This window comes from Legionella sp. km535 (assembly GCF_003990085.1).
GTDB classification, from domain to species: domain Bacteria; phylum Pseudomonadota; class Gammaproteobacteria; order Legionellales; family Legionellaceae; genus Legionella; species Legionella moravica.
Map to the genome: position 1 here is coordinate 40,875 of NZ_RZGU01000001.1, position 24,166 is coordinate 65,040.

Here is a 24,166-nt window from a genome sequence, read left to right on the forward strand (position 1 = left end):
ATATTCTTTTTGCATGCCAATTGATTGAGAAACTTATAGCATGCATTTGCTGAAAATGTAGCTAAAATTAAATGCATCCTTCAGCATGGTTTATTTTTCTCTCTAACAATCAAGGGCTAAACTGCATGGGAATAATAGCCACACGCGGCAAGGATAAATTATTGATTATAGAGAATGCACCGCCCGCATAGACGGTGCTTCCACTCAAGGCCAGCGCGTTCACCGAATTATCGCCATTGGGATCCCAGGCTGTTGCAAGTCCTGTATTGGCATCAATCGCTACCAAGCGATTGCGAGTCCCCCCTCCTATAGAGGTAAAATTTCCACCGACATAAACGGTACTGCCACTTAAAGCCAGCGCATTCACGCTACCGTTGGCATTGGGATCCCAAACGGTCGGGATTCCTGTTGTGGCATCAATTTTAGCCAAACGATTGCGGGGCTGGCCACCTATTGAGGCAAAATCTCCACCTGCATAGATAAAACCACCACCCGCCGCAAGAGCCCTGACCGTACTGTTGGAATTAGGATCCCAAGCCGTTGCAATTCCCGTCCCAGCATTTATAGAAGCCAGACGATTGCGGGTTAAAGCGCCTATGAAAGTAAAGTTTCCCCCTGCATAGACAGTATTACCATCGTCTAAAAGCGCCAGAACGGAGCCATTGGCATTAGGATCCCACCCCGAAAGGTTTCCGGTCGTAGTGTCAAAAGCTGCCAGATAATTACGGTTCTGCCCCCCTATTGAAGTAAAATTTCCACCCGTATAAAGAGTGCTGCCACTCAGGGCGAGTGCACTCACAGTACTATTGGCATTGGGATTCCAGGTTGTTGCATTCCCTGTCGCAGCATCAATAGCTGCCAAACGATTGCGGGTCAGAGCTCCTATGGTGGTAAAATCTCCGCCAGCATAGATGGTGCTGCCACCGCCCGCTAAAGCAGAGACAGAACCATTAGCACCAGGGTTCCAAGCCGTTAGAACTCCTGATACGGCATCAATTGCGGCAAGACGGTTGCGGGGCTGTGCTCCTAATGTATTAAAAGCTCCACCTACATAGACGTTAGTGCCACTTAAGGCCAGAGCCACTACAGCGCCGTTTGGCTTCGGATTCCATCCGGTTACAGCGCCTGTTCCAGCGTCAATTGCTGCCAATCCATTACGGGACTGCCCTCCCATAGTAGTAAAAATTCCACCCGCATACACGGTGCTGTTATTCGCCACAAGGGAGTAAACATAATCATTTCCGATAGGATTCCATCCCGTTGTGTTGCCACCGTTCAAAATATCAAAAGCAGCCAGGCGAGGACGGCTAAGAGCACCTATAACAGTAAAACGGCCTCCGGCATAAAGGGTGTTTCCATTCACTGCCAGACTATAAACTGTCTGATTCGCATTAGGATTAAAGCCCGCGTCACCTCCAGATGGATGAACAAAGGCTGCCAGGCGATTACGAACAACCCCCCCAGCTGTAGTAAAACTTCCACCGACATAGACGGTATTACCACTCACCGCAATAGCATATACTGGATTATTACAAAGAGCATTCCAAGAAGTGACGCTTCCTGTCGTAGCATCTATTGAAGCGAGATAAGGGCGTGACTGTCCACCTATCGTGCTAAAGTCCCCTCCTGCATAGAGGGTGCTGCCAATTAATCCCAAAGCATTAACTGCACTGTTGGCATCAGGGTTCCAGGACAAAACACTTCCTGTCGCTGCATCTACGGCAGCCAAACGATTACGCGTCTGTCCTCCCATTGTGGTAAAATTTCCTGCTATATAGACAGTGCTGCCACTGACAACAATGTCATTAATCAAGGCATTTGCATCGGGATTCCAATCCGGATCGAGCGTCCCGTCATTTAAAATACGAGCCAGTCTGTTGCGTGCTACGCCAGCTACATGAGTGAAATCCCCTCCTATGTACCAACCCCCATTCCCATCAGAAACCACCACATTCGTAAATCCATCAATTGAAGGGAAGCTTTGGGCGAGAGATCCAGTCGTTGCATCAATTGGGACAAAGGTACCTGTATTCGGCCCAACCTCAGTAAAAGTACCACCGATATAGATGAGTTGATTGGCTGCATCAAATAATATCGCATTTACAACACCATTACTGCCGTATGAATTGGCAAGCGTCATGGTTGCATTCACCGACATGGTGTTGATTCCCGCCACGGTAATGGTGGTTGGAGCATAGGATTGATCATTTGATTTGAAATGAATAGCGCAGCTCGCCCCGGCCACCAACACAGTACAGTTGCTCGCATCCTGAGTCACATTGGCGGCTAGGGCAGGAGGCAGAATAGCCATCACATTCAATGCCGTTGCGTCTCCGGTGTTCGACACGATTAAAGAACCGCTGGTATTCTGAGTTAATAACAAAGGAGAGCCGCTCACAGAAAGGGGCACAGCGATTACCGATATAGTGCCGGTTATCGAATTGGTATTATTCCCTGCAATAATGATTGAGGTTGGGGGATGGGTTTGCCCATTGGCGCTGAACTGAATAGTACAACTCGACCCGGCAGTCAAAACGGCACAATTGCTCGCATCCTGGGTCACATCCGCCGCTAGAGCAGAGGGCAAGGTGGCCTTAACATCCAAGGCTGTTGCACTGCTTGTGTTCGTCACGATTAAAGAGCCAGAGGAATTTGGTGTTAATGAAAGAGGAAATCCTGAGATTGATATGGTCGATGCAGATTGATTGGTACGGGTAATACGTAAAATATTGTTTGCACTGGGTTGATAACACAAATTCCTATTGCCATTATCACACAATAAAGGCCCACCAACGACCGTCCCTGAAATTGCTGCACCATCTATATACAAATTTAAGACACAGGACTGTTGATAACCCAACGGTGAATCACATCCTGATGCGTTAATGCCGGTTATAGGTGTCATCTGCAAGCGATGCGTTTTACGCGCCTGATTGGTAACCGTGTAGCGAATCGTCGCGCTTTCTGTTGCACTCAATGTGACCGTTGGTGAAGATAAGGCATCTGGCTCAATCGTCCATAATGGCTTGGCTGCATGCCCCATAACCAAAGAAGCACTTGCTATCAAACCGACCACCAGTTTTTTGATCACATGTTTTAGCACTGTTATATCCTTACCTTGTATTTTCCGTATTTCAGATCAAATCGACAAGAAAGTTGCCAACACCTAATCCCGTCACAAACTGCCTCAAGGCCTCTTAACCAATAGAAAAAGGCGCCCACCGGGGTTTGTTGACCATTCAGGTTTCACATTGAAATTTCCAAAGGAAATCAAAAAGTAAATCCTATACCCTGGGGTTATATAGATCAATTAATTCATTAAGCAATAAAATTTATCTGGCCTAGGCCACGCACAATGATGTAAAATCGGCCAAAATGAACAAGGGCGATGTGCTCATCCTTCTATTTCCACTTAATTTTAGGCAATTGCTATATGACATACAGAAAAATGCTGAAATCTAAAATTCACCGCGCTTATGTGACCCAGGCCGATTTGGATTACGAAGGCAGTATCACCATTTCTCCGGAATTACTCAAAGCAGCAAACATTCTTCCTTATGAGGCAGTCAATGTCTGGAATATTACTGCTGGAACCCGATTTGAAACCTATGCCATTACCGGGGAAAAGGGGTCTACCGATATTTGTGTTAATGGTGCCGCAGCTCACTTGGTTACCCCTGGAGATTTGATCATTATTGCCTCATTCACGCAAGTGCTGGAAGAAGATTGTGCATCCATGGTACCGACCGTAGTTTTTGTAGATCAGTTTAATCGTTTAAAAGAAATAAGACCTGAAGTCGTAGGGGTTAAATATAGAGACTCCTGCGCTATCGTATAACAGGCTTTTTATTCTGTTGCCCGTTTAATTCGGGCAATAGGAAGATAAAGATTTATAGTTTATTCTATTACCTATTTATCCAGGTCAACGGAATCTATGCTAATTCATTTGATGGAATTAAGACGCCGGGCACTTAATACCTTAATCTGGTTTAGCGCTCTATTTTTTATCTGTTTTTTCATGGCAGCGGATCTGTTTCACTTGTTAGTGACCCCGTTGCTCAAATCCCTGCCTAACCAGGAAGGGTTAATCGCAACTCAAATTACCTCTTCTGTTTTTACCCCACTTAAGCTTGCTGCTGATACCGCCATGCTGCTCAGTGCTCCGTTTGCTTTATACCATATTTGGCGCTTTATCAGTCCAGGTCTGTACAAAAATGAAAAAGATCAATTACGTGGAGCGATCCTTATCAGTTTGGTGCTTTTTGCAATCGGCGTGGTATTTTGCTTTTTTCTGATTCTCCCATTCATGTTTCAATTTTTTGCCCATGCCCTTCCCAAAGGGGTGCGGTTGATGCCCGATATGGCATATACCCTGGATTTTATTACCCGAATGCTGCTGTTATTCGGTTTTAGCTTTCAAGTACCGCTAATCTGCCTTGTGCTTGTCCGCTTGAACCTGATTGACGTACTGACACTAAAAAAACTCAGGCCCTACATTATCGTAGGCGCCTTCACAGTAGGAATGCTACTTACCCCTCCAGATGTATTATCTCAATTAATGCTGGCCTTACCTTTATGTTTTCTGTATGAGCTGGGTATTATTCTGGCCATTGTGTTCGTTTAATCTTATTTCAATCTCACTCAGCCTCAAATGGAATAACTCCATAGCAATGCTTTATCTGCTTTAGGCATTACCTCCATAAATTTCGCCAGCATCTGTTCTGAGGCTAAACAGCCTATGCAAGCATCCCCCAAAATCCAACGAAAAACTCTTTGTTTATCGAACAGGCTAAACCACGCGCCATTTCTCTTTTTATAATTTAGAAATTAACTCCATAGGCTTACTCTCCGAGACATCAATGACTTTCAGCGGCTTAAAAAATAATAGCCGTGGTTGACCACCAAATTTAATAAACTCCTCTGGTTCCTGATTTTTCAATGTCTTCTGTAAAATTCTTTTTGAGCCTTCATTTGATGGATGAACCGTAGCAACAATCTCTTTAATATTCCGCTCTAATGAATCAATCTTACTTTCAGCAATTATGTGTTTTATAAATTTTTTCCCCAAGATTGCAATTTCAGTCCCATAACCTTTTCCCCAAAAAGCTTGATCAATAATATAAATGAGTTCACCGACATTTCGATGACCACCCCCTACAGTGGAGAAATCATCTAGACAATGCTTCATATAAAGATAACCAATAAATTCTTGGGTAGCTAAATGGTAAATTGAAAGCACAGAGAATTGAGAACCAGAATTCCAACGTTTAGTTTCATCCTGAATGAATTCTCTTATGGAAGCACTATCCCAAACCTTGCCCTCTCCAAACATTTTTGTATTTTCAGGATTCTCTAAAAGAGATGTATATTTATCAATTAAAAAAGATTCTTCATCTTGATTAAGGGATCTGCCCTCCACCCTGTTTGAACAAATTGTATACTGATTCAATTCACTTTTGATGAGTACATTACCCAATTTTTTTGATGTATAGGTTACCTGTTTCATTGAAGTATTCCTCGAATTGATTTTTTAATTAAATTGTGCCCTGATTCAACTAAGGGGATACACCAGATTCACGTCGGTATAGAGGAGTTTGAAGTAAAAATTCACTAACGTTGTGCTTCACAATATCATTATGGCAATGATTATAAGCAAATACTTTACGTTGCCGTTCGGAACTTGTACCTGAATTCATAATCATTTTTAAAGTAGAAAAATATGTTTGATAGTGCAATTTTTCAATATAGGGTTTTAATTTTTCAAGCCATTCATCAATGTCTTCGCGCATCAATTTGGTTTTACCTTCAGTATTCATTACTAGCTCAGCATCCAAACCATAACGAATGGCTCTCCATTTATTTTCCCGTGAAAGCCAATAAGGAGGATAAGCAACTGATTCAAGCCAACTTCCATTATCAGCGAACCAATGAGCGAGTGTATGAATCAAGGCAACTAAAGCAAGTGTTTCAGCTAAAGTAGCTGCTCCATCACAAACCCGAATTTCTAATGTTCCAAAACCAGGACTTGGTCTTAAATCCCACCATAAATCTTTAAGTGATTTAACTGAACCGCATAATTTTAATGACTTATATAGATGCTCAAAATCTTTCCATGTTCGGACATGATAGGGCTGTCCTGCAGTAGGTAGCGCCTCATAGGTAGTTGGTCTACAAGAAGCTAGCCCTGTATCTATGCCTTGCCAGAACGGAGAGCTTGAAGAAAGAGCTAATAAATGAGGCAGAAAATACATAAAAAAGTTGTTAAACCGAATGCAATCTTCCCCACTGGACATGCCAATATGAACATGCAACCCATAGACACTCATGCGTCGTGTAAGCCATTGATTGCGATCAATCAACTCCTGATAACGAGTCGTAGGAGATACGACCCAATCAGAGTATTTAGAGAAAGGATGAGATCCAGTTGTAGAAAATAAAATTCCTAAATCTTTCGTTGCTAATTGTAATGACTCGAATGTTGCATAAAGATCGTCCTCAACCTCATGAGCAGTAAGGCATTTATCTGTATTCACTTCTATAGTACTTAAATAAAATTCTTGTTTGATTTTTTCAAGATGAGCTGTAGCGTTAAGAACATCAGTTGCTCTGGAACATAAGTTATAGTTTTTAGGATCAATAAGCTGGAGCTCAATTTCAACTCCTAATGTTAATACTCCATTACTATTAAAATAAACTTCTTCCTCCAGAGAGTAACTGTCCAATTGTAATGTATTCATTTTTGATTTCAAAAGGTTGTTTATTTGATTATTCATACGATAATCCTCCCTTAATTGGTGATCTTTGAGAATTATTAGTGAGACAGGCGCATTGAACATTATTTTCAAGACTATTTTTGAGGATGGTTCTATAGTTATATTGAATACTTGGATACAATAGTAAAGTCCTTAAATATCGATATCTGTTGATATGATTTGTACACAAAGTATTTGTCATAGTAATAGGTAAACTTCTTCATTGCAACCGTTAATAGGTAAAGAATCATTCATGAGTGATACTGAAAATCAATTGCCAGACAACAATATAAAGATTGCCAAGCAGTCAGAGCAACGTTCCAAAAGAATCATTCTTGCCTTACGAAAGATTATGCAGCAGATGGATTTTCATTCCAGAAGATTAAACAAATGCTATGGTTTAACTATCCCCCAAATAGTCTGTTTGTATGAAATTTATGAAAATGGACGAATGACAATATCTTCTCTTTCAAAAAAAATTTATTTATCAATGAGTACTATTGTGGGGGTAATTGACCGTCTGGAAGAAAAACAATTTGTCAATCGAACACGTGATATTCAAGACCGCCGTATTATTTATATTGATATTACAGAAAAGGGAAAAGAGTTTGTTGCTGCTGCCCCTTATCTTCTGCATAACAGATTGAACGATAATCTTCAGGTTTTAACTGAAGAAGAGCAAATAACGCTTGCTGATTCTATCGATTTATTAGTTAATCTCTTAAAAGACATATAAAAATGATGGATTGAAGCACGTTTGTATTATGCATCAAAATCTAATTAGTCTTCTGTTTACGCATATGATGTAGATGCCGATTTACGATCAATAGCCAGGGGCTGTTGGCAACTCAGCTCCTAAATCAATTTGGTTTACTGAATTTTTAAATTTCTCTTAAATCCCATAATTCAATTCAAGCTATTGAACAATGTACCGATACATTCATCACAAAGCTCACAAAAGGTGCTTAAAATGGATAAAGTTGCTAAATTTAATATTGGGGATTTGGTGATTCATACGCGTATACGTTACAGAGCAATTGTGGTGGATGTGGATCCCATATTCCAGGCTTCAGGAACATATAATCCTCAGGCAAGCCAACGCCAATTTGCCACACGTAATCCATGGTATCGACTATTAGTTGATGACAGCAGCCAGGTAACCTATGTAGAGGAATGCATGTTAATTGCAGATCCCAGCCAGCTGCCCATCAATAATCCCAATATTCATCATTATTTAAGAGAACAGGAAGGGAGTTATCGGATTACTAATGCCAAACATTAAATACTTGAGATGTATAGCGAATAAGTTCCCAATGGGGAGAATGTGTCAATCAGAGAAGAGCTATCACTTTGCTCCAGATGACCTCTTTTCTTGCTTTGTCATCCAGAACGCAGTGAAGGATTTTCAAATGCGGATAGGATACCAATTGCAGAAAGCTCTCTCTCTTCATTAGTAATGACGTCGCCCGGAAGTACTCAAAAGCGACTTAGGTACTCCTTAACATCAAAACCAGCAAAGCAATAAAACCAATTAAAACCAGAGCTAAAACACCCATAGTGAGCGAGCTTTTACTTAAATTTTCTTTACTGAATTGCTCAGGACTTCCCTTAATGACACGATACAAAACAAATACAATCAATACGGCACCAATAACCCCTAAAATTTGATATAAGGTCTCCATCAATCATCTCCTTTAAGTTAATCCTGATTATTTTTAAACCGCTTTACCTGGATTCAAAAGCGAAGGCGTCTGAAAACAGATGAGAGGGCAATACACCATTACTTACTAAAACATCACGTGTACTGTAGACCATGTCAAAAGGACCACTCAGTACGATTTGCCAATCATTAAGAGCATTTAAATGTCGAGTCAGCACACAGGAAGCAAGCGTCTCCTTGCTTTCATCAGAAAGAAGTGAAACATACTTAAAACGACTGGCATGATTTTGCCAATGAGTGACTTTTTCATCCATATAAAGATCGCTTCGTGAACGAGCGCCCCAAATCAACTCAAATGAACGGGGATCTGAAGTTGCTAACAATTGTTCAATCATTGCTTTAACCGGTGCAAATCCTGTGCCTCCGGCAACAAACAAAATAGGTCTATCGATCTCTAATTCATTGATGCTGCACTGACCATAAGGCAGGCGAACAGTAACCTCTCCATGTTCTTTTATATGAGAGAACAATTGCTGATTGTAAGGATTTTCATGACTGTGGCGAATATGTAATTCATATTTGTGTGATCCTAAAGGAGCATTGGCAATAGAGTAGCTTAGTTCGTCATCACCCAAAAGAATCTGCAGATATTGACCAGCCTGATATGAAACATATTCAACGGGATTTAAAACCAACCGCATGATACTGTCCGTCAATGGTGCAATGGTTTCAACCTGAGCCTGAACTATTTTTTCATTCATTAATCTAATCCCAGTGAAGACCAATATCCATTTACCTTTTTTAAAACATCCTCATCCATTTGGATTGGTCTGCCCCATTCTCTTTGTGTTTCTCCAGCCCATTTGCTGGTTGCATCCATTCCCATTTTTGATCCCAAACCAGAGACAGGAGAAGCAAAATCCAGATAGTCTATAGGCGTATTCTCAATCATTACTGTATCACGAGCCGGATCCATTCGTGTAGTAATAGCCCATATCACATCTTGCCAATTTCTGGCATCCACATCGTCATCGCAGACAATGACAAATTTAGTGTACATGAATTGCCGCAAGAAAGACCAGACAGCCATCATAACCCTCTTGGCATGACCAGGGTATTCTTTTTTAATGGTGACAACAGCCAATCGATAAGAGCAGCCTTCAGGCGGTAAATAAAAATCGACTATTTCAGGGAATTGTTTTTGTAGTAACGGGATAAACAATTCATTTAACGCAACGCCTAATATGGCCGGTTCATCTGGCGGTCTTCCCGTATAAGTACTCAGGTAAATCGGCTTATCACGATGAGTAATACGCTCCACAGTAAAAACAGGAAAAGATTGTACTTCATTAAAATAACCGGTGTGATCGCCATACGGACCCTCAGGGGCCTCCTCACCTGGCTCAATATAACCTTCCAATATAATTTCCGCACTGGCAGGTACATGCAATTCATTGCCAATACAACGTGTTAATCGGGTACGCTGCCCTCGCAACAAACCAGCAAAAGCATATTCAGATAAAGTATCAGGAACCGGGGTTACTGCCGCCAAAATAGATGCCGGATCCGCACCAAGGGTTACTGCGACGGGAAAGCGCTCGCCTGGATTCGATTTCAACCAGGCTTGATAATCAAGAGCGCCACCTCGATGGGAGAGCCAGCGCATGATCAACTTATTTTTGCTCAATAATTGTTGGCGGTAGATTCCCATATTTTCGCGAGTTTGGTTCGGACCTTTTGTAGTAACCATTCCCCAGGTAATCAAAGGCGCCACATCACCCGACCAACACGTTTGGATGGGCAGCATGGTTAAATCTACTTCATCCTTTTCCCATACATGGGTTTGACACTCAGCACCACTCACGTATTTGGGTGCCAAAGTCATGGCAGGTTTTAATAAAGACAACTTACTAAATAGATCTTTAATCCCCTTGGGAGGTTCTGGTTCCTTTAAAGCGGCCAATAATTTGCCAACATCCCTTAATGCAGTGATCGACTCTTCACCCATACCCATTGCGACACGATCGACCGTACCAAACAGATTAGTCAAAACCGGCATTCGATGATTGGATGTATTGGTGAATAACAGAGCAGGTCCTCCAGAGCGCAGCACGCGATCACTGATGGCAGTCATCTCAAGATAAGGCGAGACGGGATAGTCAATTCGTTTTAATAAGTCGCGTGATTCGAGTTGTGCGATAAAGTCTCTAAGATCAGAGTAGTTCATTAGTGATTTAACTCAAAAGGATTTCATTATTTAATTCCAATTTAACCCTTAATCCCTTCGAGTTGAGAGGGCACTTATGCCAGTCTCGAAGCCTGGTTAACAAGACTTGGAGACAAGGCTACCGCCTCTCCTTAGTTCGAACGGATAGAGGCGAAAATCGTGACTTAATGGCAATTGGTATTCGGCAAGCAATCCAACGCTGGGTTATTGCTTGCAAAACAGTACTTTTAATTACTCTTGTCTTTTCATTGCATCAAAAAATTCAGCGTTTGTTTTATGATTTTTCATACGCTCTAACAGGAATTCAATGGCATCACATTCATCCATGGACTGCAGAATTTTACGTAATATCCAGGTACGCTGTAAATCTTCTGGGCTGAGCAATAAATCTTCACGACGCGTTCCTGAGCGATTAATGTTAATTGCAGGAAATACGCGACGCTCAGCGATATTACGGCTCAGATGGATCTCCATATTACCGGTTCCCTTGAATTCTTCATAAATCACTTCGTCCATTTTGGAACCCGTGTCAACCAAGGCCGTAGCGATAATGGTCAAACTGCCGCCTTCTTCAATGTTTCGTGCCGCACCATATAAGCGCTTTGGACGTTGTAAAGCATTCGCATCAACACCACCAGTTAATACCTTACCAGATGAAGGAACAACGGTATTATAAGCACGTGCCAAACGAGTAATGGAATCAAGAAGAATAACAACATCCCGCTTGTGTTCAACCAAGCGCTTCGCTTTCTCAATAACCATCTCGGCTACTTGAACGTGGCGATTTGCCGGCTCATCAAAGGTACTGGCTACCACTTCACCCTTTACAGAACGCTGCATTTCGGTAACTTCTTCAGGACGCTCATCTATCAACAATACAATCAGGTAACATTCTGGATAGTTTTTTTCTATAGAACGCGCAATATTTTGTAGCATCAAGGTTTTACCCGCTTTCGGCGGAGAAACAATCAAACCACGCTGACCGCGGCCGAATGGTGCACACAGATCGACAACCCTTGCGGTTAAATCTTCGGTACTGCCATTACCTTGTTCCATCACCAGGCGTTGCGTCGCAAATAACGGAGTCAAGTTTTCAAATAATATTTTACGTTTTGCACTGTCTGGCGTGTCGTAATTTATCTGATCAACTTTTAATAAAGCAAAGTAGCGCTCGCTGTCTTTAGGTGGTCGAATTTTACCAGAAATGGTATCACCTGATCGAAGACCAAAACGTCTAATTTGACTCGGCGAGACATAAATATCATCAGGACCAGCTAAATAAGAACCATCCGCGGATCGCAAAAATCCAAAACCGTCAGTCAAAACTTCCAGAACACCATCACCATGGATGTCTTCGCCTTTTAAAGCATGGGCTTTAAGAATAGCAAAGATAATGTCTTGTTTGCGCAAACGGGAGGTATTTTCAACTCCCATCTCTTGGGCGATATTAACGAGGTCAGCAATAGCTAATTGCTTTAGTTCACTAAGATTCATACTTCTCACTTGATTTATTGTTTAAACGAATTGAATATCCGAGAAAATTTTTGTTAGGGAATAGCAGCTAAGAATTCGACTGCCTATGCAACATACTTGAATTAAAGTTTGTCACATATTGCTAACAGGCTATCACAGCTTTCAAACAAGATCCAATTTTTTTTACGAAAACTAAAAGATTTTCTTTATAAACTAAATCAGAATATTTAATCAATGTTGGGTACGAGTGATGATTGCGCCCTGTATCTGCTGAGCCTCAACCATCACTTAAATACAATTAGACGTGACTTTCAACAAAAGCACTTAATTGAGATTTGGATAACAAACCCATTTTAACCGCTACAACCTGGCCATTTTTAAATAATATTAAAGTAGGTATGCTCATAACACCGAATTTTGAAGGCGCTTGAGGGTTTTCATCAATATTAATTTTTGCAAAGGTAACATCGTTACTGTGAGTTGCGGCGACTTCTTCCAGAATGGGGGTCAGCGCTCGACAAGGTCCACACCATTCCGCCCAAAAATCCACCAAAACTGGTTTGCTGGAATTAATTACATCCTGATCGAAACTTGCGTCTGTCACAGCTTTAATATTATCACTCATGAGTATTCCTCAACTATTTATAATTCAAACTATTATTATAGATCACCAGCAACCGCTTGCAACACGCTTAAAGCAGTAATAGCCGCCGTTTCTGTACGTAAAATTCTTGGCCCCAAAGATAAGGGTAAATAACCCGATTTACAAGCCAATTTAATTTCTTCATCAGTCAACCCACCCTCCGGCCCGATAATCAGTGAGCTATCTGATTGACCGATTGTGTAATCCCGCCACGTTTTTTTTCCTTCTGGATAGAGAATAAATTTGGATGCGGTGTCTACATACCCCAAGTACTCTTCTAATGAAACAGGAGCATGCACCGGTGGAACCACGTTACGCCCGGATTGTTCACACGCTGCAATTACTATATTTTGCCATTGATGCCATTTTTTCGACATCCTTTCTTTATCCAGCTTTACTGCACAGCGTTCCGTGATTAACGGCGTTATTGAAGCCACGCCTAATTCAACTGATTTTTGCATCACCAACTCCATACGATCTCCTTTAGAGATGGCTTGCGCCAGATGAATGCTTAATGGTGACTCCCGATTGTGTTCTTTAACCGCCTCAATCAAAACCCTTACTTGCTTTTTCTTAACATGCTCAATAACCGCTGAAAATTCGCGATTGTCTCCACAAAACAACGTCAGAGGATCGCCAGGTTGCATACGCAACACCACGGCCACATGTTGTCCCGCTTCAGGAGATAGCTCCACTAATTGTCCATTGTCATATTCACCAGGTTGGTATATACGAATTTCTCTCACAATTTATTCACCAAAAATCTTGAAAGGACACTATAACAAAAATTACTTAATAACGTCTGCTATGCTAAAATAATTATTTAATTTCGCACGCAATTATCTTATCCAAGGAATTAACCATGACGAACACAACGCGTATTGAATCAGACAGTATGGGTGAAATTGAAGTGCCCGCAGATAAATATTGGGGGGCCCAAACTGAACGTTCCTTACATCATTTCAATATTGGCCATGACATTATGCCTCGTGAGGTAACTCATGCATTTGGAATCCTGAAGAAAGCAGCGGCTTTAACGAATCAGGACTTAGGAAAATTACCCAAAGACAAAGCGGATTTAATTGTCAAAGCAGCTGATGAAGTAAGCAAAGGCATTCTGGATGATCATTTTCCTTTGCATGTCTGGCAAACAGGCAGCGGCACTCAATCCAATATGAATGCCAATGAAGTTATATCCAACCGAGCCATTGAATTGGCCGGTGGGACTATGGGCAGTAAAACCCCCATACATCCCAATGATCATGTGAATATGTCTCAATCCTCAAATGATACGTTCCCTACAGCCATGCATATTGCTGCGGCCATTGCGATCAATCAAAAATTACTGCCTGCAGTTCGCAACTTAAGGGATGCATTCGCAGTGAAGGTGGCGGCATTTAAGGATATAGTAAAAATCGGTAGAACCCATTTACAAGATGCGGTGCCAATCACCTTGGGTCAAGAATTCTCCGGTTATGTTGCTCAGCTGGATGCCTGCATCCACCGCCTGGAAGAAATTTTGCCAGAACTGTATGAATTGGCGGCGGGAGGCACTGCCGTGGGAACTGGTTTGAACACACACCCTCAGTTCGCAGTCAAAGTTGCAGCGCACATTGCCAACATTACCCAATTACCGTTTGTTACAGCTCCTAATAAATTTGCTGCTTTAGCATCACACGAGCCTTTGGTTTTTGCACACAGTGCCATGAAAACTCTGGCCTGCGCATTGATGAAAATAGCCAATGACATTCGCTGGCTGGCTTCAGGACCTCGCTGCGGCATTGGAGAAATAACCATTCCCGAAAATGAACCCGGTTCGTCCATCATGCCAGGAAAAGTTAATCCAACACAATGTGAAGCGATGACCATGATTTGTGCCCAGGTATTAGGTAATGATACTGCAGTAGGAATAGCAGATAGTCAGGGTAATTTCGAACTGAATGTATTTAAGCCCGTCATTATATTTAATGTGCTGCATTCGTTGAACCTGTTGGCAGATACTTGTCATTCATTCCAGGAGTTTTGCGCAGAAGGGATAGAAGCCAATCAACCAGTAATCGACTATTATTTGCACCACTCCCTAATGCTGGTAACCGCACTGAACCAACATATAGGTTATGATAAAGCAGCAAAAATAGCTAAAACGGCTCATCATGACAATACGTCCCTACAAGAAGCCGCCGTGAAACTGGGCTATTTAACTGCAGAACAATTCGCGGAATATGTAAAACCAGAAGAAATGATTGCCCCGCAATAAGGTCATTCCTTTTTTATAGACGATTGAATCCTGGCGTATTTAAGCCAGGATTCAATTCTACTCAATATCTGGAGTTACATCAGAAAGGCCTGTATTCCATAATTACTGAATGACTGGCAATTGTGGTGCGGCAGTTTGTTTAGGCCCTGGAGTTGATTTTTGGGTGGGCTCTTTTGAAGCATAACTTTTTTGTTTGGCTTGTGGTTCACTTGTGGTTGATTGACTGCTAGGAGTTGAGTTTGCAGTTGAATAAGTTGACTCTTGAGCGCTTTGGCTATCCATATAGCAACCTGACAACCCAAAAACCAAAGAAGCAACACATCCCCACTTCAAAATTTGTTTATTGTTCATATTAAGCTTCCTGCATAAGTTAATAAATTGAAACCAAAAAATAAGTACTTCCGCAAATAATATAGATTAAAAATCAGCAATTAACCACATAACTATGGATTTTCTCAGCACGACAATGGAATCACCTAATTAATGCTTTAAACCTCTTTCATCTATCGCAACGCCCCAAGATGATTGTTACATTGTCATGAATTTAGAATTTCCTTAAATAGAGTATTTTTATGAGCACCCGGTTCCGATCTGTTCAGATCTTCCATCTGCGATGCACCCACCACCATTGCTCCGGATGAGCCAAAATCATGCGTTCCAAGGTTTGATTGTAAATCAGGGTATTATTGTATATGGCTTGAGAGTGATCCGGGTGCTCTTGCCATTCAAGGGCGGGGAAAAACTCAATCACATGCTTCCCTTTACCCTCCCGATAACACGATAAAGGCACCACAGGGCAGCAGTATTTCGATGCAAGAACAGCCAGGCTACGATAAGTTCCAGCTTTGGCACTAAAGAAATCTACTGCCAACCCTGAATTTTTTTCTATACTGGCATGCTGATCGAAAAAAAAGAGCACGATCTCCTTCCTATTCAGTGCGCGACTGACTAACTTGGGGGCGTTAATACTGCTGATCAATTTAAGATTCCATTTATAAAAGCGCTGAAAAATCATCTGTTCCAACCACTTTTTGCGAATAGGCCGTCTTATGATATGAATTTTATCAATCAGCGATTCAAAATGAAGTAGCCCGGCTGACACAGCCAACTCCCAACTACCCAAATGGCCTGATAAAACTAAAACCCCTTTGCCCTGATTCACTGCCGAAAAAAAATGCTCAGCACCGCGAATTTCTACTCTGCGCCTCATGCTGTCTGTACTCAACCATCCAACAAGCAGTATGTCTCTAAGCACCATAACCAAGTGAGAATAAAAAGCATAAAGTAGTCTTTTTTTTGCAGCAGGACTGACATTATCTTTAAAAACCCGATCAATATTGCTGGTAATAATATTTTTCCTCAAAGGAACAATCCAACACATTAATCGCCCCCAAAGAGTAACGCGAAGTTTGGAAAAATCGTAATCTTTCATTATTATGCCTTAAAAATTACCAGCGCTTATAGGACCAAAGCCATTGATCTGGATGCGAAAGGATCATTTCTTCAAGTCGTTTATTGTAATTTTGGGTATTTTCAAAAATCGCTTCTTGCTTATCGACACTCTGGGAGCGGTCCATTTCGGGATGAAATGCAATCACATGATCTCTTTTATTGGCTCGGTAAAATATTACTGATATAACAGGGGAATTATAACGTGCTCCCATGTACGCCAAACTATTATAAGTTCTTGTATTCTGACCTAAAAAATTAGTCATGACTGTATTATTGTCTTTCCTGGAAGGTCGAAGATCAAATGGAAAAAAAACAACACCCTTTTTGCGGAGTGCTGCACCCACTTTAGGAATTGCATTTTTTTTGTCTATAAGATTAAAACCAACTGCTTCATAACGTCGTAAGAAGATGTTATCTAAAAATTTAAAGCGTAAAGACTTTCTGATGCAATAATAGATGTCTTTATTGCCCTCAATTTTATCAAGAAAAAACAGGGGGGCAAACTCCCAGTTTCCAAAATGCCCAGTTAAAACGAGCACGCCATTACCCTGGTTCATCGCATTATATAAATGTTCCAAACCGATAACTTTTACACGTTTCCCCAGACGTTTTTTACAGACTAACGCATATAAGATCCATTCCTTTATGCTAGTCACCAAATGAGAATAATAGGCAATTACCAAACGTTTTTTTTCTTTAGAGCTAAGCGAATGTTGAAATACACGTTCAATATTATTTTGTGCGACACTCTTTTTAATAGGGGTAATCCAATAGACAAACCAACCCATTAACGTCAAGGGGAGTTTTTTTAAATCCCGTGTTAAAGTGACCATAGAATTATTCCTTCATAACACCATCCAGATAAACCAGTTCACGGATAAAGTAAAAAAATCCGGCATAAAGGGCAGTCTACAAGCAGTGATTTCCAAAGTAAAATAGTACTTGGTTTTTGCCTTGAATTTGAGCTACTATCCCTCTTTTGAAACATCCCATAATTCAGAGAATTAAGTGAGCTTGAGACGTCCTTTACGAATTGCCATGGTAGCAGGAGAAGCCTCAGGAGATCTGCTCGGAGCCGGTTTAATCAGGGAATTAAAAAAACATCGCTTACCTTTAGAATTCGAAGGCATAGGCGGCACGCAAATGATTATGGAAGGCATTCAGTCCTTTTTTAATATGGAACGCTTGTCCGTTATGGGTATTGGAGACGTGCTAAAGCGCTATCCAGAACTTTATCGAATAAGAAGACAACTGCTCAATCAATGGATACATCATCCTCCCGATATATTTATAGGGATAGACTATTCCGATTTCAATTTATGGCTTGCCAAAAAATTAAAACAAAGAGGGGTAAAGACCATTCAATACGTCAGTCCAAAAGTTTGGGCATGGCGACAAAAAAGAGTTTTTCACATAAAAGAAGCGGTTGATTTGGTTCTGACCCTTTTTCCTTTTGAAGAACAATTTTATCAAAAATATGAAGTACCTGCTCAGTTTGTTGGACATCCTCTAGCTGATGATATTGATTTGGATATGGATACGAAACAAAAAAAAATTCAACTGGGTTTGAATAGCCAGGAGCAACACATTGCCGTATTACCCGGCAGCAGAGCTGGTGAAATAAAATATATGGGTCCATTGTTTCTTAATGTCATTCAAAAAATCTACGCACAGCACCAACAAGTTCATTTTATGGTGCCACTCGCCAATGCAAATTTACAGAACATGTTTCAAAAACAACTGGAGGGCAGGGGTATTAAAGCGAATATCCAAATAAGCACTCAAAATGCCCGAGAAGTAATGGCTGCTGCAGATGTGGTATTAGCAAAGTCGGGCACAACAACACTCGAAGCAATGCTGTTGAAAAAACCGATGGTTGTTGCGTTTAAATGGGGTGCGATTACCCATGCCTTTATTGCGCCACAACTTAAAATTCCCTTTATTTCTCTTCCCAATTTATTAGCCAATCGTGAACTGGTTCCTGAGTATCTTCAATCAAAAGCGCTTGCACAACCTATAGCACAACAGATTCTGCAATTACTGCAAATACCAGAACACCATCAACTCACTCAACAATTCAGAGAAATTCACAAAGACCTGCGCCAGAATGCCAATGAAAAGGCGGCTTTAGCTGTACTAAAGGTTCTTGATGCTGCCTCGGCCTGACTCTTTTTTTAATGAATAAATCTGCCTAAGCCACTCACGAGATGGCATGGCAGGAAAACCTCCCTCTCTAGCCCCTGGTGGGACGTCTTTAAGAACTTTGCTGCCAAACAAAATGTTTGCCTTGCTACCAATTTTTAAATGGCCAATGACACCAACCTGTCCCGATAAAGTAACGCACTCCCCTAACTCAGTACTACCCGCAATACCCACCTGAGCAACAATAATCGAGCCTCGCCCCACTTTAACGTTATGCCCTATCTGGATCAGGTTATCCAAACGGCAAAAATCACCAATAACGGTGTTATCCAGCGATCCCCTGTCAATGCAGGTATTAGCCCCAATCTCAACGTCATTACCGATAATTACCCCACCTCGGTGAGGAATTTTATAGTGTCCATGTTCATCGCTTGCAAAACCAAAACCATCTTGACCAATGCGAGCACCAGGATAAACGATTACTTTATTTCCCATGAGGGTATTTCTGATAGAGACATTATTTTCAATATGGCAATCATCTCCTAGAATAACGCCTTCACCAATATATGAATTAACACCAATTTTACAACGAGCGCCAATACGAGCCCTGTCGCCAATATAGGCACCATGTTCGATTTGACACTCGCCGCCAATTAATGCAGTTGATGAAACGTACGCTGATGCCGCTATAAAACTACGCGTTTGTTCTAAAGGATAAAAAAGCTGAGCAATCAGGGCATAAGCTTTATAGGGGTTTTTATGAAGCAACAAATGCATGTGCTCAGGAGCATGCTCTTTGTATTCAGGAGCGAGTATACAGGCCCCAGCCAGTGAATGTTTTAAAGCCTTCAGATATTTTTTTTGGTGCAACATGGCCAGATTTGTCGATTGAGCATCAGCAAGCGTCGCAATATCAGAAACCATAAATGAGCCCTGAGACTCCTGTAATAACTCAGCCCCGGAAATCTGAGCTAATTCAGCAAGACTGAAAGGCCCACGAGGAGTAGAAAACCGATGAGAATGCATAAGCACCTTTACTAATTAAATTAACGATAGATACCGCGTGTTGAATGATTAAGAAATTTGATAATGTCTTGAATATCGATGTTTTCAGGAAACTCTGATTCAAGCTGCTCAATGGCTTTTTTCATGGTAAGGCCTTGGTGAAAAAGTATTTTATAAGCACGCTGTATGGCAATTCGCGCTTCGGGTTCATATCCGTTACGACGAAGTCGTTCTATATTGATCCCGTATCGTTTCGCCGGATTGCCTGTAACCAAAGCAAATGGAGTAACATCTTTAGTTATCAGACTAAGTGCGCCAATCATTGACATACGCCCTAATTTGATGAATTGATGAAGCACGGAACAGGCGCCTACAGTGACCCTATCTTCAATAACTACATGACCCGCAATACCTACAGAATTGGTAAAAATATTATTATTCCCAATAGAAACATCATGCGCAACATGAACATAGGTCATGATGACGTTGCTATTACCAATAAGGGTTTCTCCGCCACCTCCTGCTGTTCCACGGTTTATAGTCACATATTCTCTAATCACATTATCATTGCCAATAAAGAGCTTACTGATTTCACCCTTAAACTTAAGGTCTTGAGGAGTGCCACCCAAAATAGATCCAATACCAATATAATTCCGTTCGCCAATATGGGTCCAGCCGTCAATAGTAACATGAGAGGCAATCGTAGTGCCCTGCCCAATTCGAACATGCTCGCCAATTATTGAATAAGGACCAATCGTTACATCAGAGCCAATTTTTGCTCCTGGGGCGATTAATGCTGTAGGGTGAATACCCTTGGGAGATGAGATAATAGAACTGGGGACATGGGCATGATCTAACGGACTCACAAGCATGATGTTACCTCCACAACACTATTAATTTAAAACTTAAAGAACTACGTCAACAAGAAAGAACGCCCCAGATAATCCATCAAAAAACAACAGCCACCCATTAAAAGAGTATCAGGGGGGAAAATGTTAATTAATCGACATGATTTGAAATAAATTCAAATCATGTCCACAAAAGAGTTAAGCAAAATAACTGAATTTAACGAATACGTCACGAATAGCCAATCGCTGATTAAAATACAGGCTATTAGCGGTTTTGTTGCCTCGAATTGCATCAGGCGAAGTATTAGTCCAATATTGCTCTGTATTAATCCCGCCCTGAACCCCAACGCTACTGCCATTTTTTAAATCAAAATGAGTTGCAATCGCCAAATTGGAACCAATTACCAGGGATGTCCACAGTCTATTATTGCTATTCTGGGAATAACTGTATCGGCCTGTTTGCTGGTAGCCAGGAATAAACGCAGTTGGTGTAGTAATCAGCGCTTCATTCCAACTGGTCTTGTAGGTTCCACCCAAAAGTGAAGCAGAAACATCACCAACAAGGCTAAAGTATCGGGTTAAATCCCATGCTGCGCCCATACCTATACGAGGGCCAATTCCGAAATATTTCGCTGCATAATTCATATGATCAGTCAATGGTTCAAGTGACGTATTAAAAGCATTGGGATCAATAGATATTAAAGTTCCGGCATATTGAGCTGAAAATCCCTTTTTAAATTCTGATGCTTTAATTCCGTAATAACGAGAAAAATGGACGTAATTCAAAAAACTACTTAGAAAATTTCTGTGTGTTATCAGATCAGCCGTTTGATAGTCGTAATAAGCGCTCACTACTGCACTTGCAGGTCCTATCATCTCCTTCCCACCAGATGAAGCAATAAAAGCAGGATTTTCAAATTGAGATCTTACAATCTGGCTTAATCGATTAACCAGCACATCGCTGTCACTGGTAACAGCTGTAGCCACCGTACCTCGATTTTTTAAATTGGTATAGCTTAAAACGACATCATGCCCGTTTTCTGGACCAAATTTATAACCCAAACCCAAACTGTAACCCCAGCGTGAATCAGTATTCGTCATCAGTGCTGTTTGGGCTCCACCAACGATGGTATCCGCAAACGGGGTTCTATTAATGCCGTCATCACTTAATGAACCGTATATTGGTGACACATAGCCAAAGAAGCGCTTGCTGTCATCCTGAACCTCGCCCATGACTCCAGCAAAAGATAATGAGCTATTGGCTATAATCAAACTTAATAGACTGGCTTTCCTGACAAAATGCAACATAATCCTTCAAACTCCTTGTTATTATTAGTATTCCTGATCTGGAATTTTCAACGCATAGTACCAATATACCCCAAATGAGTCTACGAAATTTCAATTTAGAATCATTTTTATCTGATTATAATGTTCTATTTTTAAACGCGCATTTCCTCAAATTCAACTTACACCAGTTAACTCAAAATTAACACCCACAAAGTTATCCGAGTAGGTATTGCCACGAACGGTGTGCACAAAAGATGGTGTTATACGGATGAACTTATAATGATAATCCACGCCAATGCCATAACTGTACCCATTTTTAGCCAATAACAATTGCGGAAGTGCCGAAACCGCTGCAAGATTCTGATCTATTACAGGTCTGCTGAATGAACGGCTTGTTATCTGTATCAAGCTTCCACTGACAAAAGGAGAGAAATGCTCATTCACCTGATAATACAGACGTGAGTGTTCTATTGCAGTTCCTACTTTAGAGGTCAAGGAGGGAACAAAAACAGTATCAATGGGGTAATCAAAAATAAAATTAGGTTGATAAAAAGTGCTGTAGAAATAAGTTAAATAACCTTGTAAATAGAGTTGCTTGAACGACTGACCAAAAAAAGTTCGCGCACCAACGGTACTGTCATGCCCGTAATAATGAGTATGGCCCATCAGCGGATTAGCCGTATCCCCGTTAACTGTATTAGTCTGCTTGAATCGATCTCTGCCAAAACTGGCAAACACATCAACAAATACCGGAAAAACAACCTGCTTCATCACATGAAAAAACACGCCGTTATCCTCAATTGATCCGTGACTTTGACTTAAATCATTAGTCAATCTTGAAGTTGTATTCGTTTTGGTAGTGATGTTGTATGCATTAATTCCCCAATAAAAATTGTAGAATTTCAGATTGTCTGCCCCAGCAGAGGTAAAATTACTATGACCTGAATAATGATTAAATGCTGCTCCGTTATAAGAAGAGAATTTAAATTCATCATAAGATGTGTTCAAAACTCCTTTGGGCTTTAAGTAAAGTTGAATTAATTGTTCTATATCCTGTTTACTCTTAACGGCCCTCATTGACTCAACAATCTGCTCTTTAGAATATGCTGTTGAAGCGAATAACATCAGAACAACCCAAAATATCCTGGATCTCATTCCATTCCCTTATATAAATTAATTTGAAATAAATACTATTTGGGCTCATTCCCAAAGTAGAATCGGCCTAAGCAACAGGCTAAGGTCCGCAACCAATAATAGCAAGACTTGCAATCACTTCTGGATTCGTATTAGCAACATTATTGGCGTTCCATTGACTCACTTGATCCTGAGTCACATTAAAAGCAGCCAGTTGTTCTGGAGTTAATTGAGGTACAACATTGGCTCCTTGACAACCCAAAATTCCGAGCACGAGGACAAATAATGACCAGCGTCCGTATTGATAAGTTAAATATCTTTGCATTTTAAAACTCCTGTATTGTTCAATTAACTTAATAAATCCCGTATGCATTAAGTAATTCAATTGATAACAGCTTCATTAACCAAAACGCTCGAGAAAAATCATTCCGATCTGATTGGGCCATTACTCGATTGCGCGCATAAAGCCAGAACCCCAGGCTAAGGGAGCAATTGACAACAGACCCTAATTAACTGTATGAAATTATATAGATTTTCGTTAGATTATCATGGCAGAATAACGTGTAACTTACCAGATTTTACATTCAAATCAAGGATGAGGTGGACAAGCCAAACTATGTAGAGCGTTATAGAGCAATTGTCAACGGCCACTGACATAAAACAAAAATCTTTTAATGTAATTATAAACTAAGGATGAATTTATGAATTTTCTTCAATTAAACCGCGCTATCATTCTCATGCTGACTTTATTAACTGTAGGAATCTTGCACGCATCGAATTCCGATACGTTGAATGAACAAGCCAAGTTGTCAATACAAACCGTCAACAATTCCTCAAGGCCCGAATCAGGATTAATATCATGTCGCAATACATTGGCCAACTGTCTAGTAACCATGACCTTCAATATCCCCAATACGGGATTTGTAACTATTTTGAATGCATCAAGAATTGATGCGATTAATGTAAGGGCAACCCTGCCTTCAGCCTGGAATGGTGATGTACTACAAACGTCTATATGTGATGTAATAAAAGCAGGGGAGTCTTGTTCATTAATTTTTCAGACAACCAGTGCCACCTCCAGTCCACATGCGGTACAAACCATCCCAGTACAAGGTGACAATACAACCAAGGTGTATTTTGATATGATTGTTGTTCCTTAATCTCACTTTAAATTGAGACCTGTAAGTAACATGAATGACTTAGGGTCTCTTGCATTTCACATTGAATAAACCAAGGCAACAGTTTTGCATTTTCTCCCCAGATCCTTATAATCAAATTTCTTATCA

The 24,166-nt window shown here is 40.9% G+C and carries 24 protein-coding genes; 7 read left to right on the top strand and 17 right to left on the bottom strand.

The window, feature by feature from the left end; translation table 11 throughout:
- Positions 1–109: 109 nt before the first annotated feature.
- Positions 110–3,103: a hypothetical protein gene (locus ELY21_RS00170; protein WP_127105766.1), complete on the bottom strand. Its 2,994-nt coding sequence runs from the start codon at positions 3,101–3,103 to the stop codon at positions 110–112.
- Between the two features lie 330 nt (positions 3,104–3,433).
- Between ELY21_RS00170 and panD the strand changes: the two genes are divergently transcribed.
- Together panD and tatC are read left to right on the top strand one after the other, a co-directional pair.
- Positions 3,434–3,838 (top strand): aspartate 1-decarboxylase, encoded by a 405-nt coding sequence (panD, locus tag ELY21_RS00175; protein ID WP_127105768.1) that lies wholly within the window; start codon positions 3,434–3,436, stop codon positions 3,836–3,838.
- Between the two features lie 96 nt (positions 3,839–3,934).
- Complete coding sequence (gene tatC / locus ELY21_RS00180; RefSeq protein ID WP_127105770.1) at positions 3,935–4,624, top strand: twin-arginine translocase subunit TatC; 690 nt, start codon at positions 3,935–3,937, stop codon at positions 4,622–4,624.
- A gap of 189 nt (positions 4,625–4,813) precedes the next feature.
- Here tatC and ELY21_RS00185 read toward each other — a convergent pair whose 3' ends face one another.
- Positions 4,814–5,506, bottom strand: a complete 693-nt coding sequence (locus ELY21_RS00185; RefSeq protein ID WP_127105772.1) for a GNAT family N-acetyltransferase — start codon at positions 5,504–5,506, stop codon at positions 4,814–4,816.
- Between the two features lie 49 nt (positions 5,507–5,555).
- Positions 5,556–6,737, bottom strand: coding sequence for a YbdK family carboxylate-amine ligase (locus tag ELY21_RS00190; protein WP_370272416.1), 1,182 nt, complete (start codon positions 6,735–6,737; stop codon positions 5,556–5,558).
- A 268-nt stretch (positions 6,738–7,005) separates the two neighbouring features.
- Here ELY21_RS00190 and ELY21_RS00195 point away from each other — a divergent pair, with 268 nt between their 5' ends.
- The gene (locus ELY21_RS00195; RefSeq protein WP_127105776.1) at positions 7,006–7,488 is read left to right on the top strand and encodes a MarR family winged helix-turn-helix transcriptional regulator; all 483 of its coding nucleotides are present in this window, start codon (positions 7,006–7,008) and stop codon (positions 7,486–7,488) included.
- Positions 7,489–7,722: 234 nt separating this feature from the next.
- Complete coding sequence (gene hspQ, locus ELY21_RS00200; RefSeq protein WP_127105778.1) at positions 7,723–8,034, top strand: heat shock protein HspQ; 312 nt, start codon at positions 7,723–7,725, stop codon at positions 8,032–8,034.
- Positions 8,035–8,239: 205 nt separating this feature from the next.
- On the opposite strand, the gene ELY21_RS00205 is transcribed toward hspQ, so the two are convergent.
- The 6 genes from ELY21_RS00205 to ELY21_RS00230 all read right to left on the bottom strand — a co-directional run bounded on the left by ELY21_RS00205 (position 8,240) and on the right by ELY21_RS00230 (position 13,501).
- Positions 8,240–8,434, bottom strand: coding sequence for a hypothetical protein (locus ELY21_RS00205; protein ID WP_028382858.1), 195 nt, complete (start codon positions 8,432–8,434; stop codon positions 8,240–8,242).
- Positions 8,435–8,477: 43 nt separating this feature from the next.
- Positions 8,478–9,173, bottom strand: coding sequence for an NAD(P)H-flavin reductase (locus ELY21_RS00210; protein ID WP_127105780.1), 696 nt, complete (start codon positions 9,171–9,173; stop codon positions 8,478–8,480).
- Positions 9,173–10,639, bottom strand: coding sequence for a 4-hydroxy-3-polyprenylbenzoate decarboxylase (gene ubiD / locus ELY21_RS00215; RefSeq protein ID WP_127105782.1), 1,467 nt, complete (start codon positions 10,637–10,639; stop codon positions 9,173–9,175). The genes ELY21_RS00210 and ubiD overlap by 1 nt, the downstream gene beginning before the upstream one ends.
- 231 nt (positions 10,640–10,870) lie before the next feature.
- On the bottom strand, positions 10,871–12,133 hold the full coding sequence (gene rho / locus ELY21_RS00220; protein WP_028382861.1) for a transcription termination factor Rho: 1,263 nt from the start codon (positions 12,131–12,133) through the stop codon (positions 10,871–10,873).
- A 277-nt stretch (positions 12,134–12,410) separates the two neighbouring features.
- The gene (gene trxA / locus ELY21_RS00225; protein ID WP_127105784.1) at positions 12,411–12,737 is read right to left on the bottom strand and encodes a thioredoxin; all 327 of its coding nucleotides are present in this window, start codon (positions 12,735–12,737) and stop codon (positions 12,411–12,413) included.
- A 35-nt stretch (positions 12,738–12,772) separates the two neighbouring features.
- Positions 12,773–13,501 carry a 16S rRNA (uracil(1498)-N(3))-methyltransferase gene (locus ELY21_RS00230; RefSeq protein ID WP_127105786.1) on the bottom strand — a complete coding sequence of 243 codons (729 nt, stop codon included), beginning with the start codon at positions 13,499–13,501 and terminating at the stop codon, positions 12,773–12,775.
- 116 nt (positions 13,502–13,617) lie between these two features.
- On the opposite strand from ELY21_RS00230, the gene fumC reads away from it, so the two are divergent.
- Positions 13,618–15,012: a class II fumarate hydratase gene (gene fumC, locus ELY21_RS00235; protein WP_028382864.1), complete on the top strand. Its 1,395-nt coding sequence runs from the start codon at positions 13,618–13,620 to the stop codon at positions 15,010–15,012.
- Positions 15,013–15,114: 102 nt separating this feature from the next.
- Here the strand turns inward: fumC and ELY21_RS00240 are convergent, their stop codons facing one another.
- From ELY21_RS00240 to ELY21_RS00250, 3 genes are all read right to left on the bottom strand, one after another.
- Complete coding sequence (locus tag ELY21_RS00240) at positions 15,115–15,363, bottom strand: hypothetical protein (RefSeq protein ID WP_127105788.1); 249 nt, start codon at positions 15,361–15,363, stop codon at positions 15,115–15,117.
- A gap of 244 nt (positions 15,364–15,607) precedes the next feature.
- A complete protein-coding gene (locus ELY21_RS00245; RefSeq protein ID WP_127105791.1) occupies positions 15,608–16,444 on the bottom strand; it encodes a lysophospholipid acyltransferase family protein in 837 nt (278 codons plus the stop codon).
- 16 nt (positions 16,445–16,460) lie between these two features.
- The gene (locus ELY21_RS00250) at positions 16,461–17,297 is read right to left on the bottom strand and encodes a lysophospholipid acyltransferase family protein (RefSeq protein ID WP_127105793.1); all 837 of its coding nucleotides are present in this window, start codon (positions 17,295–17,297) and stop codon (positions 16,461–16,463) included.
- A 175-nt stretch (positions 17,298–17,472) separates the two neighbouring features.
- On the opposite strand from ELY21_RS00250, the gene lpxB reads away from it, so the two are divergent.
- Positions 17,473–18,630: a lipid-A-disaccharide synthase gene (gene lpxB, locus ELY21_RS00255; protein WP_127105795.1), complete on the top strand. Its 1,158-nt coding sequence runs from the start codon at positions 17,473–17,475 to the stop codon at positions 18,628–18,630.
- Here lpxB and lpxD read toward each other — a convergent pair.
- From lpxD to ELY21_RS00280, 5 genes are all read right to left on the bottom strand, one after another.
- Positions 18,601–19,632 (bottom strand): UDP-3-O-(3-hydroxymyristoyl)glucosamine N-acyltransferase, encoded by a 1,032-nt coding sequence (lpxD, locus tag ELY21_RS00260; RefSeq protein WP_127105797.1) that lies wholly within the window; start codon positions 19,630–19,632, stop codon positions 18,601–18,603. The two genes, lpxB and lpxD, sit on opposite strands and share 30 nt — an antisense overlap.
- Before the next feature lie 20 nt (positions 19,633–19,652).
- The gene (gene lpxA / locus ELY21_RS00265; RefSeq protein WP_127105799.1) at positions 19,653–20,483 is read right to left on the bottom strand and encodes an acyl-ACP--UDP-N-acetylglucosamine O-acyltransferase; all 831 of its coding nucleotides are present in this window, start codon (positions 20,481–20,483) and stop codon (positions 19,653–19,655) included.
- A gap of 174 nt (positions 20,484–20,657) precedes the next feature.
- On the bottom strand, positions 20,658–21,767 hold the full coding sequence (locus tag ELY21_RS00270; protein ID WP_233588617.1) for an Lpg1974 family pore-forming outer membrane protein: 1,110 nt from the start codon (positions 21,765–21,767) through the stop codon (positions 20,658–20,660).
- A gap of 153 nt (positions 21,768–21,920) precedes the next feature.
- The gene (locus ELY21_RS00275; protein WP_127105801.1) at positions 21,921–22,901 is read right to left on the bottom strand and encodes a hypothetical protein; all 981 of its coding nucleotides are present in this window, start codon (positions 22,899–22,901) and stop codon (positions 21,921–21,923) included.
- Between the two features lie 79 nt (positions 22,902–22,980).
- Positions 22,981–23,205, bottom strand: coding sequence for a hypothetical protein (locus ELY21_RS00280; RefSeq protein ID WP_127105803.1), 225 nt, complete (start codon positions 23,203–23,205; stop codon positions 22,981–22,983).
- A 376-nt stretch (positions 23,206–23,581) separates the two neighbouring features.
- Between ELY21_RS00280 and ELY21_RS00285 the strand changes: the two genes are divergently transcribed.
- Positions 23,582–24,040 carry a hypothetical protein gene (locus ELY21_RS00285; protein WP_127105805.1) on the top strand — a complete coding sequence of 153 codons (459 nt, stop codon included), beginning with the start codon at positions 23,582–23,584 and terminating at the stop codon, positions 24,038–24,040.
- The last annotated feature ends 126 nt before the right edge of the window (positions 24,041–24,166 follow it).

Excerpts from the sequence above, each read along its gene's own strand:
- panD (WP_127105768.1), top strand. The coding sequence starts at position 3,434 with ATGACATACAGAAAAATGCTGAAATCTAAAATTCACCGCGCTTATGTG.
- tatC (WP_127105770.1), top strand. The coding sequence starts at position 3,935 with ATGCTAATTCATTTGATGGAATTAAGACGCCGGGCACTTAATACCTTA.
- ELY21_RS00185 (WP_127105772.1), bottom strand. The coding sequence starts at position 5,506 with ATGAAACAGGTAACCTATACATCAAAAAAATTGGGTAATGTACTCATC.
- ELY21_RS00190 (WP_370272416.1), bottom strand. The coding sequence starts at position 6,737 with ATGAATACATTACAATTGGACAGTTACTCTCTGGAGGAAGAAGTTTAT.
- ELY21_RS00195 (WP_127105776.1), top strand. The coding sequence starts at position 7,006 with ATGAGTGATACTGAAAATCAATTGCCAGACAACAATATAAAGATTGCC.
- hspQ (WP_127105778.1), top strand. The coding sequence starts at position 7,723 with ATGGATAAAGTTGCTAAATTTAATATTGGGGATTTGGTGATTCATACG.
- ELY21_RS00205 (WP_028382858.1), bottom strand. The coding sequence starts at position 8,434 with ATGGAGACCTTATATCAAATTTTAGGGGTTATTGGTGCCGTATTGATT.
- ELY21_RS00210 (WP_127105780.1), bottom strand. The coding sequence starts at position 9,173 with ATGAATGAAAAAATAGTTCAGGCTCAGGTTGAAACCATTGCACCATTG.
- ubiD (WP_127105782.1), bottom strand. The coding sequence starts at position 10,639 with ATGAACTACTCTGATCTTAGAGACTTTATCGCACAACTCGAATCACGC.
- rho (WP_028382861.1), bottom strand. The coding sequence starts at position 12,133 with ATGAATCTTAGTGAACTAAAGCAATTAGCTATTGCTGACCTCGTTAAT.
- trxA (WP_127105784.1), bottom strand. The coding sequence starts at position 12,737 with ATGAGTGATAATATTAAAGCTGTGACAGACGCAAGTTTCGATCAGGAT.
- fumC (WP_028382864.1), top strand. The coding sequence starts at position 13,618 with ATGACGAACACAACGCGTATTGAATCAGACAGTATGGGTGAAATTGAA.
- ELY21_RS00240 (WP_127105788.1), bottom strand. The coding sequence starts at position 15,363 with ATGAACAATAAACAAATTTTGAAGTGGGGATGTGTTGCTTCTTTGGTT.
- ELY21_RS00245 (WP_127105791.1), bottom strand. The coding sequence starts at position 16,444 with ATGAAAGATTACGATTTTTCCAAACTTCGCGTTACTCTTTGGGGGCGA.
- ELY21_RS00250 (WP_127105793.1), bottom strand. The coding sequence starts at position 17,297 with ATGGTCACTTTAACACGGGATTTAAAAAAACTCCCCTTGACGTTAATG.
- lpxD (WP_127105797.1), bottom strand. The coding sequence starts at position 19,632 with ATGCATTCTCATCGGTTTTCTACTCCTCGTGGGCCTTTCAGTCTTGCT.
- lpxA (WP_127105799.1), bottom strand. The coding sequence starts at position 20,483 with ATGCTTGTGAGTCCGTTAGATCATGCCCATGTCCCCAGTTCTATTATC.
- ELY21_RS00270 (WP_233588617.1), bottom strand. The coding sequence starts at position 21,767 with ATGTTGCATTTTGTCAGGAAAGCCAGTCTATTAAGTTTGATTATAGCC.
- ELY21_RS00275 (WP_127105801.1), bottom strand. The coding sequence starts at position 22,901 with ATGAGATCCAGGATATTTTGGGTTGTTCTGATGTTATTCGCTTCAACA.
- ELY21_RS00280 (WP_127105803.1), bottom strand. The coding sequence starts at position 23,205 with ATGCAAAGATATTTAACTTATCAATACGGACGCTGGTCATTATTTGTC.
- ELY21_RS00285 (WP_127105805.1), top strand. The coding sequence starts at position 23,582 with ATGAATTTTCTTCAATTAAACCGCGCTATCATTCTCATGCTGACTTTA.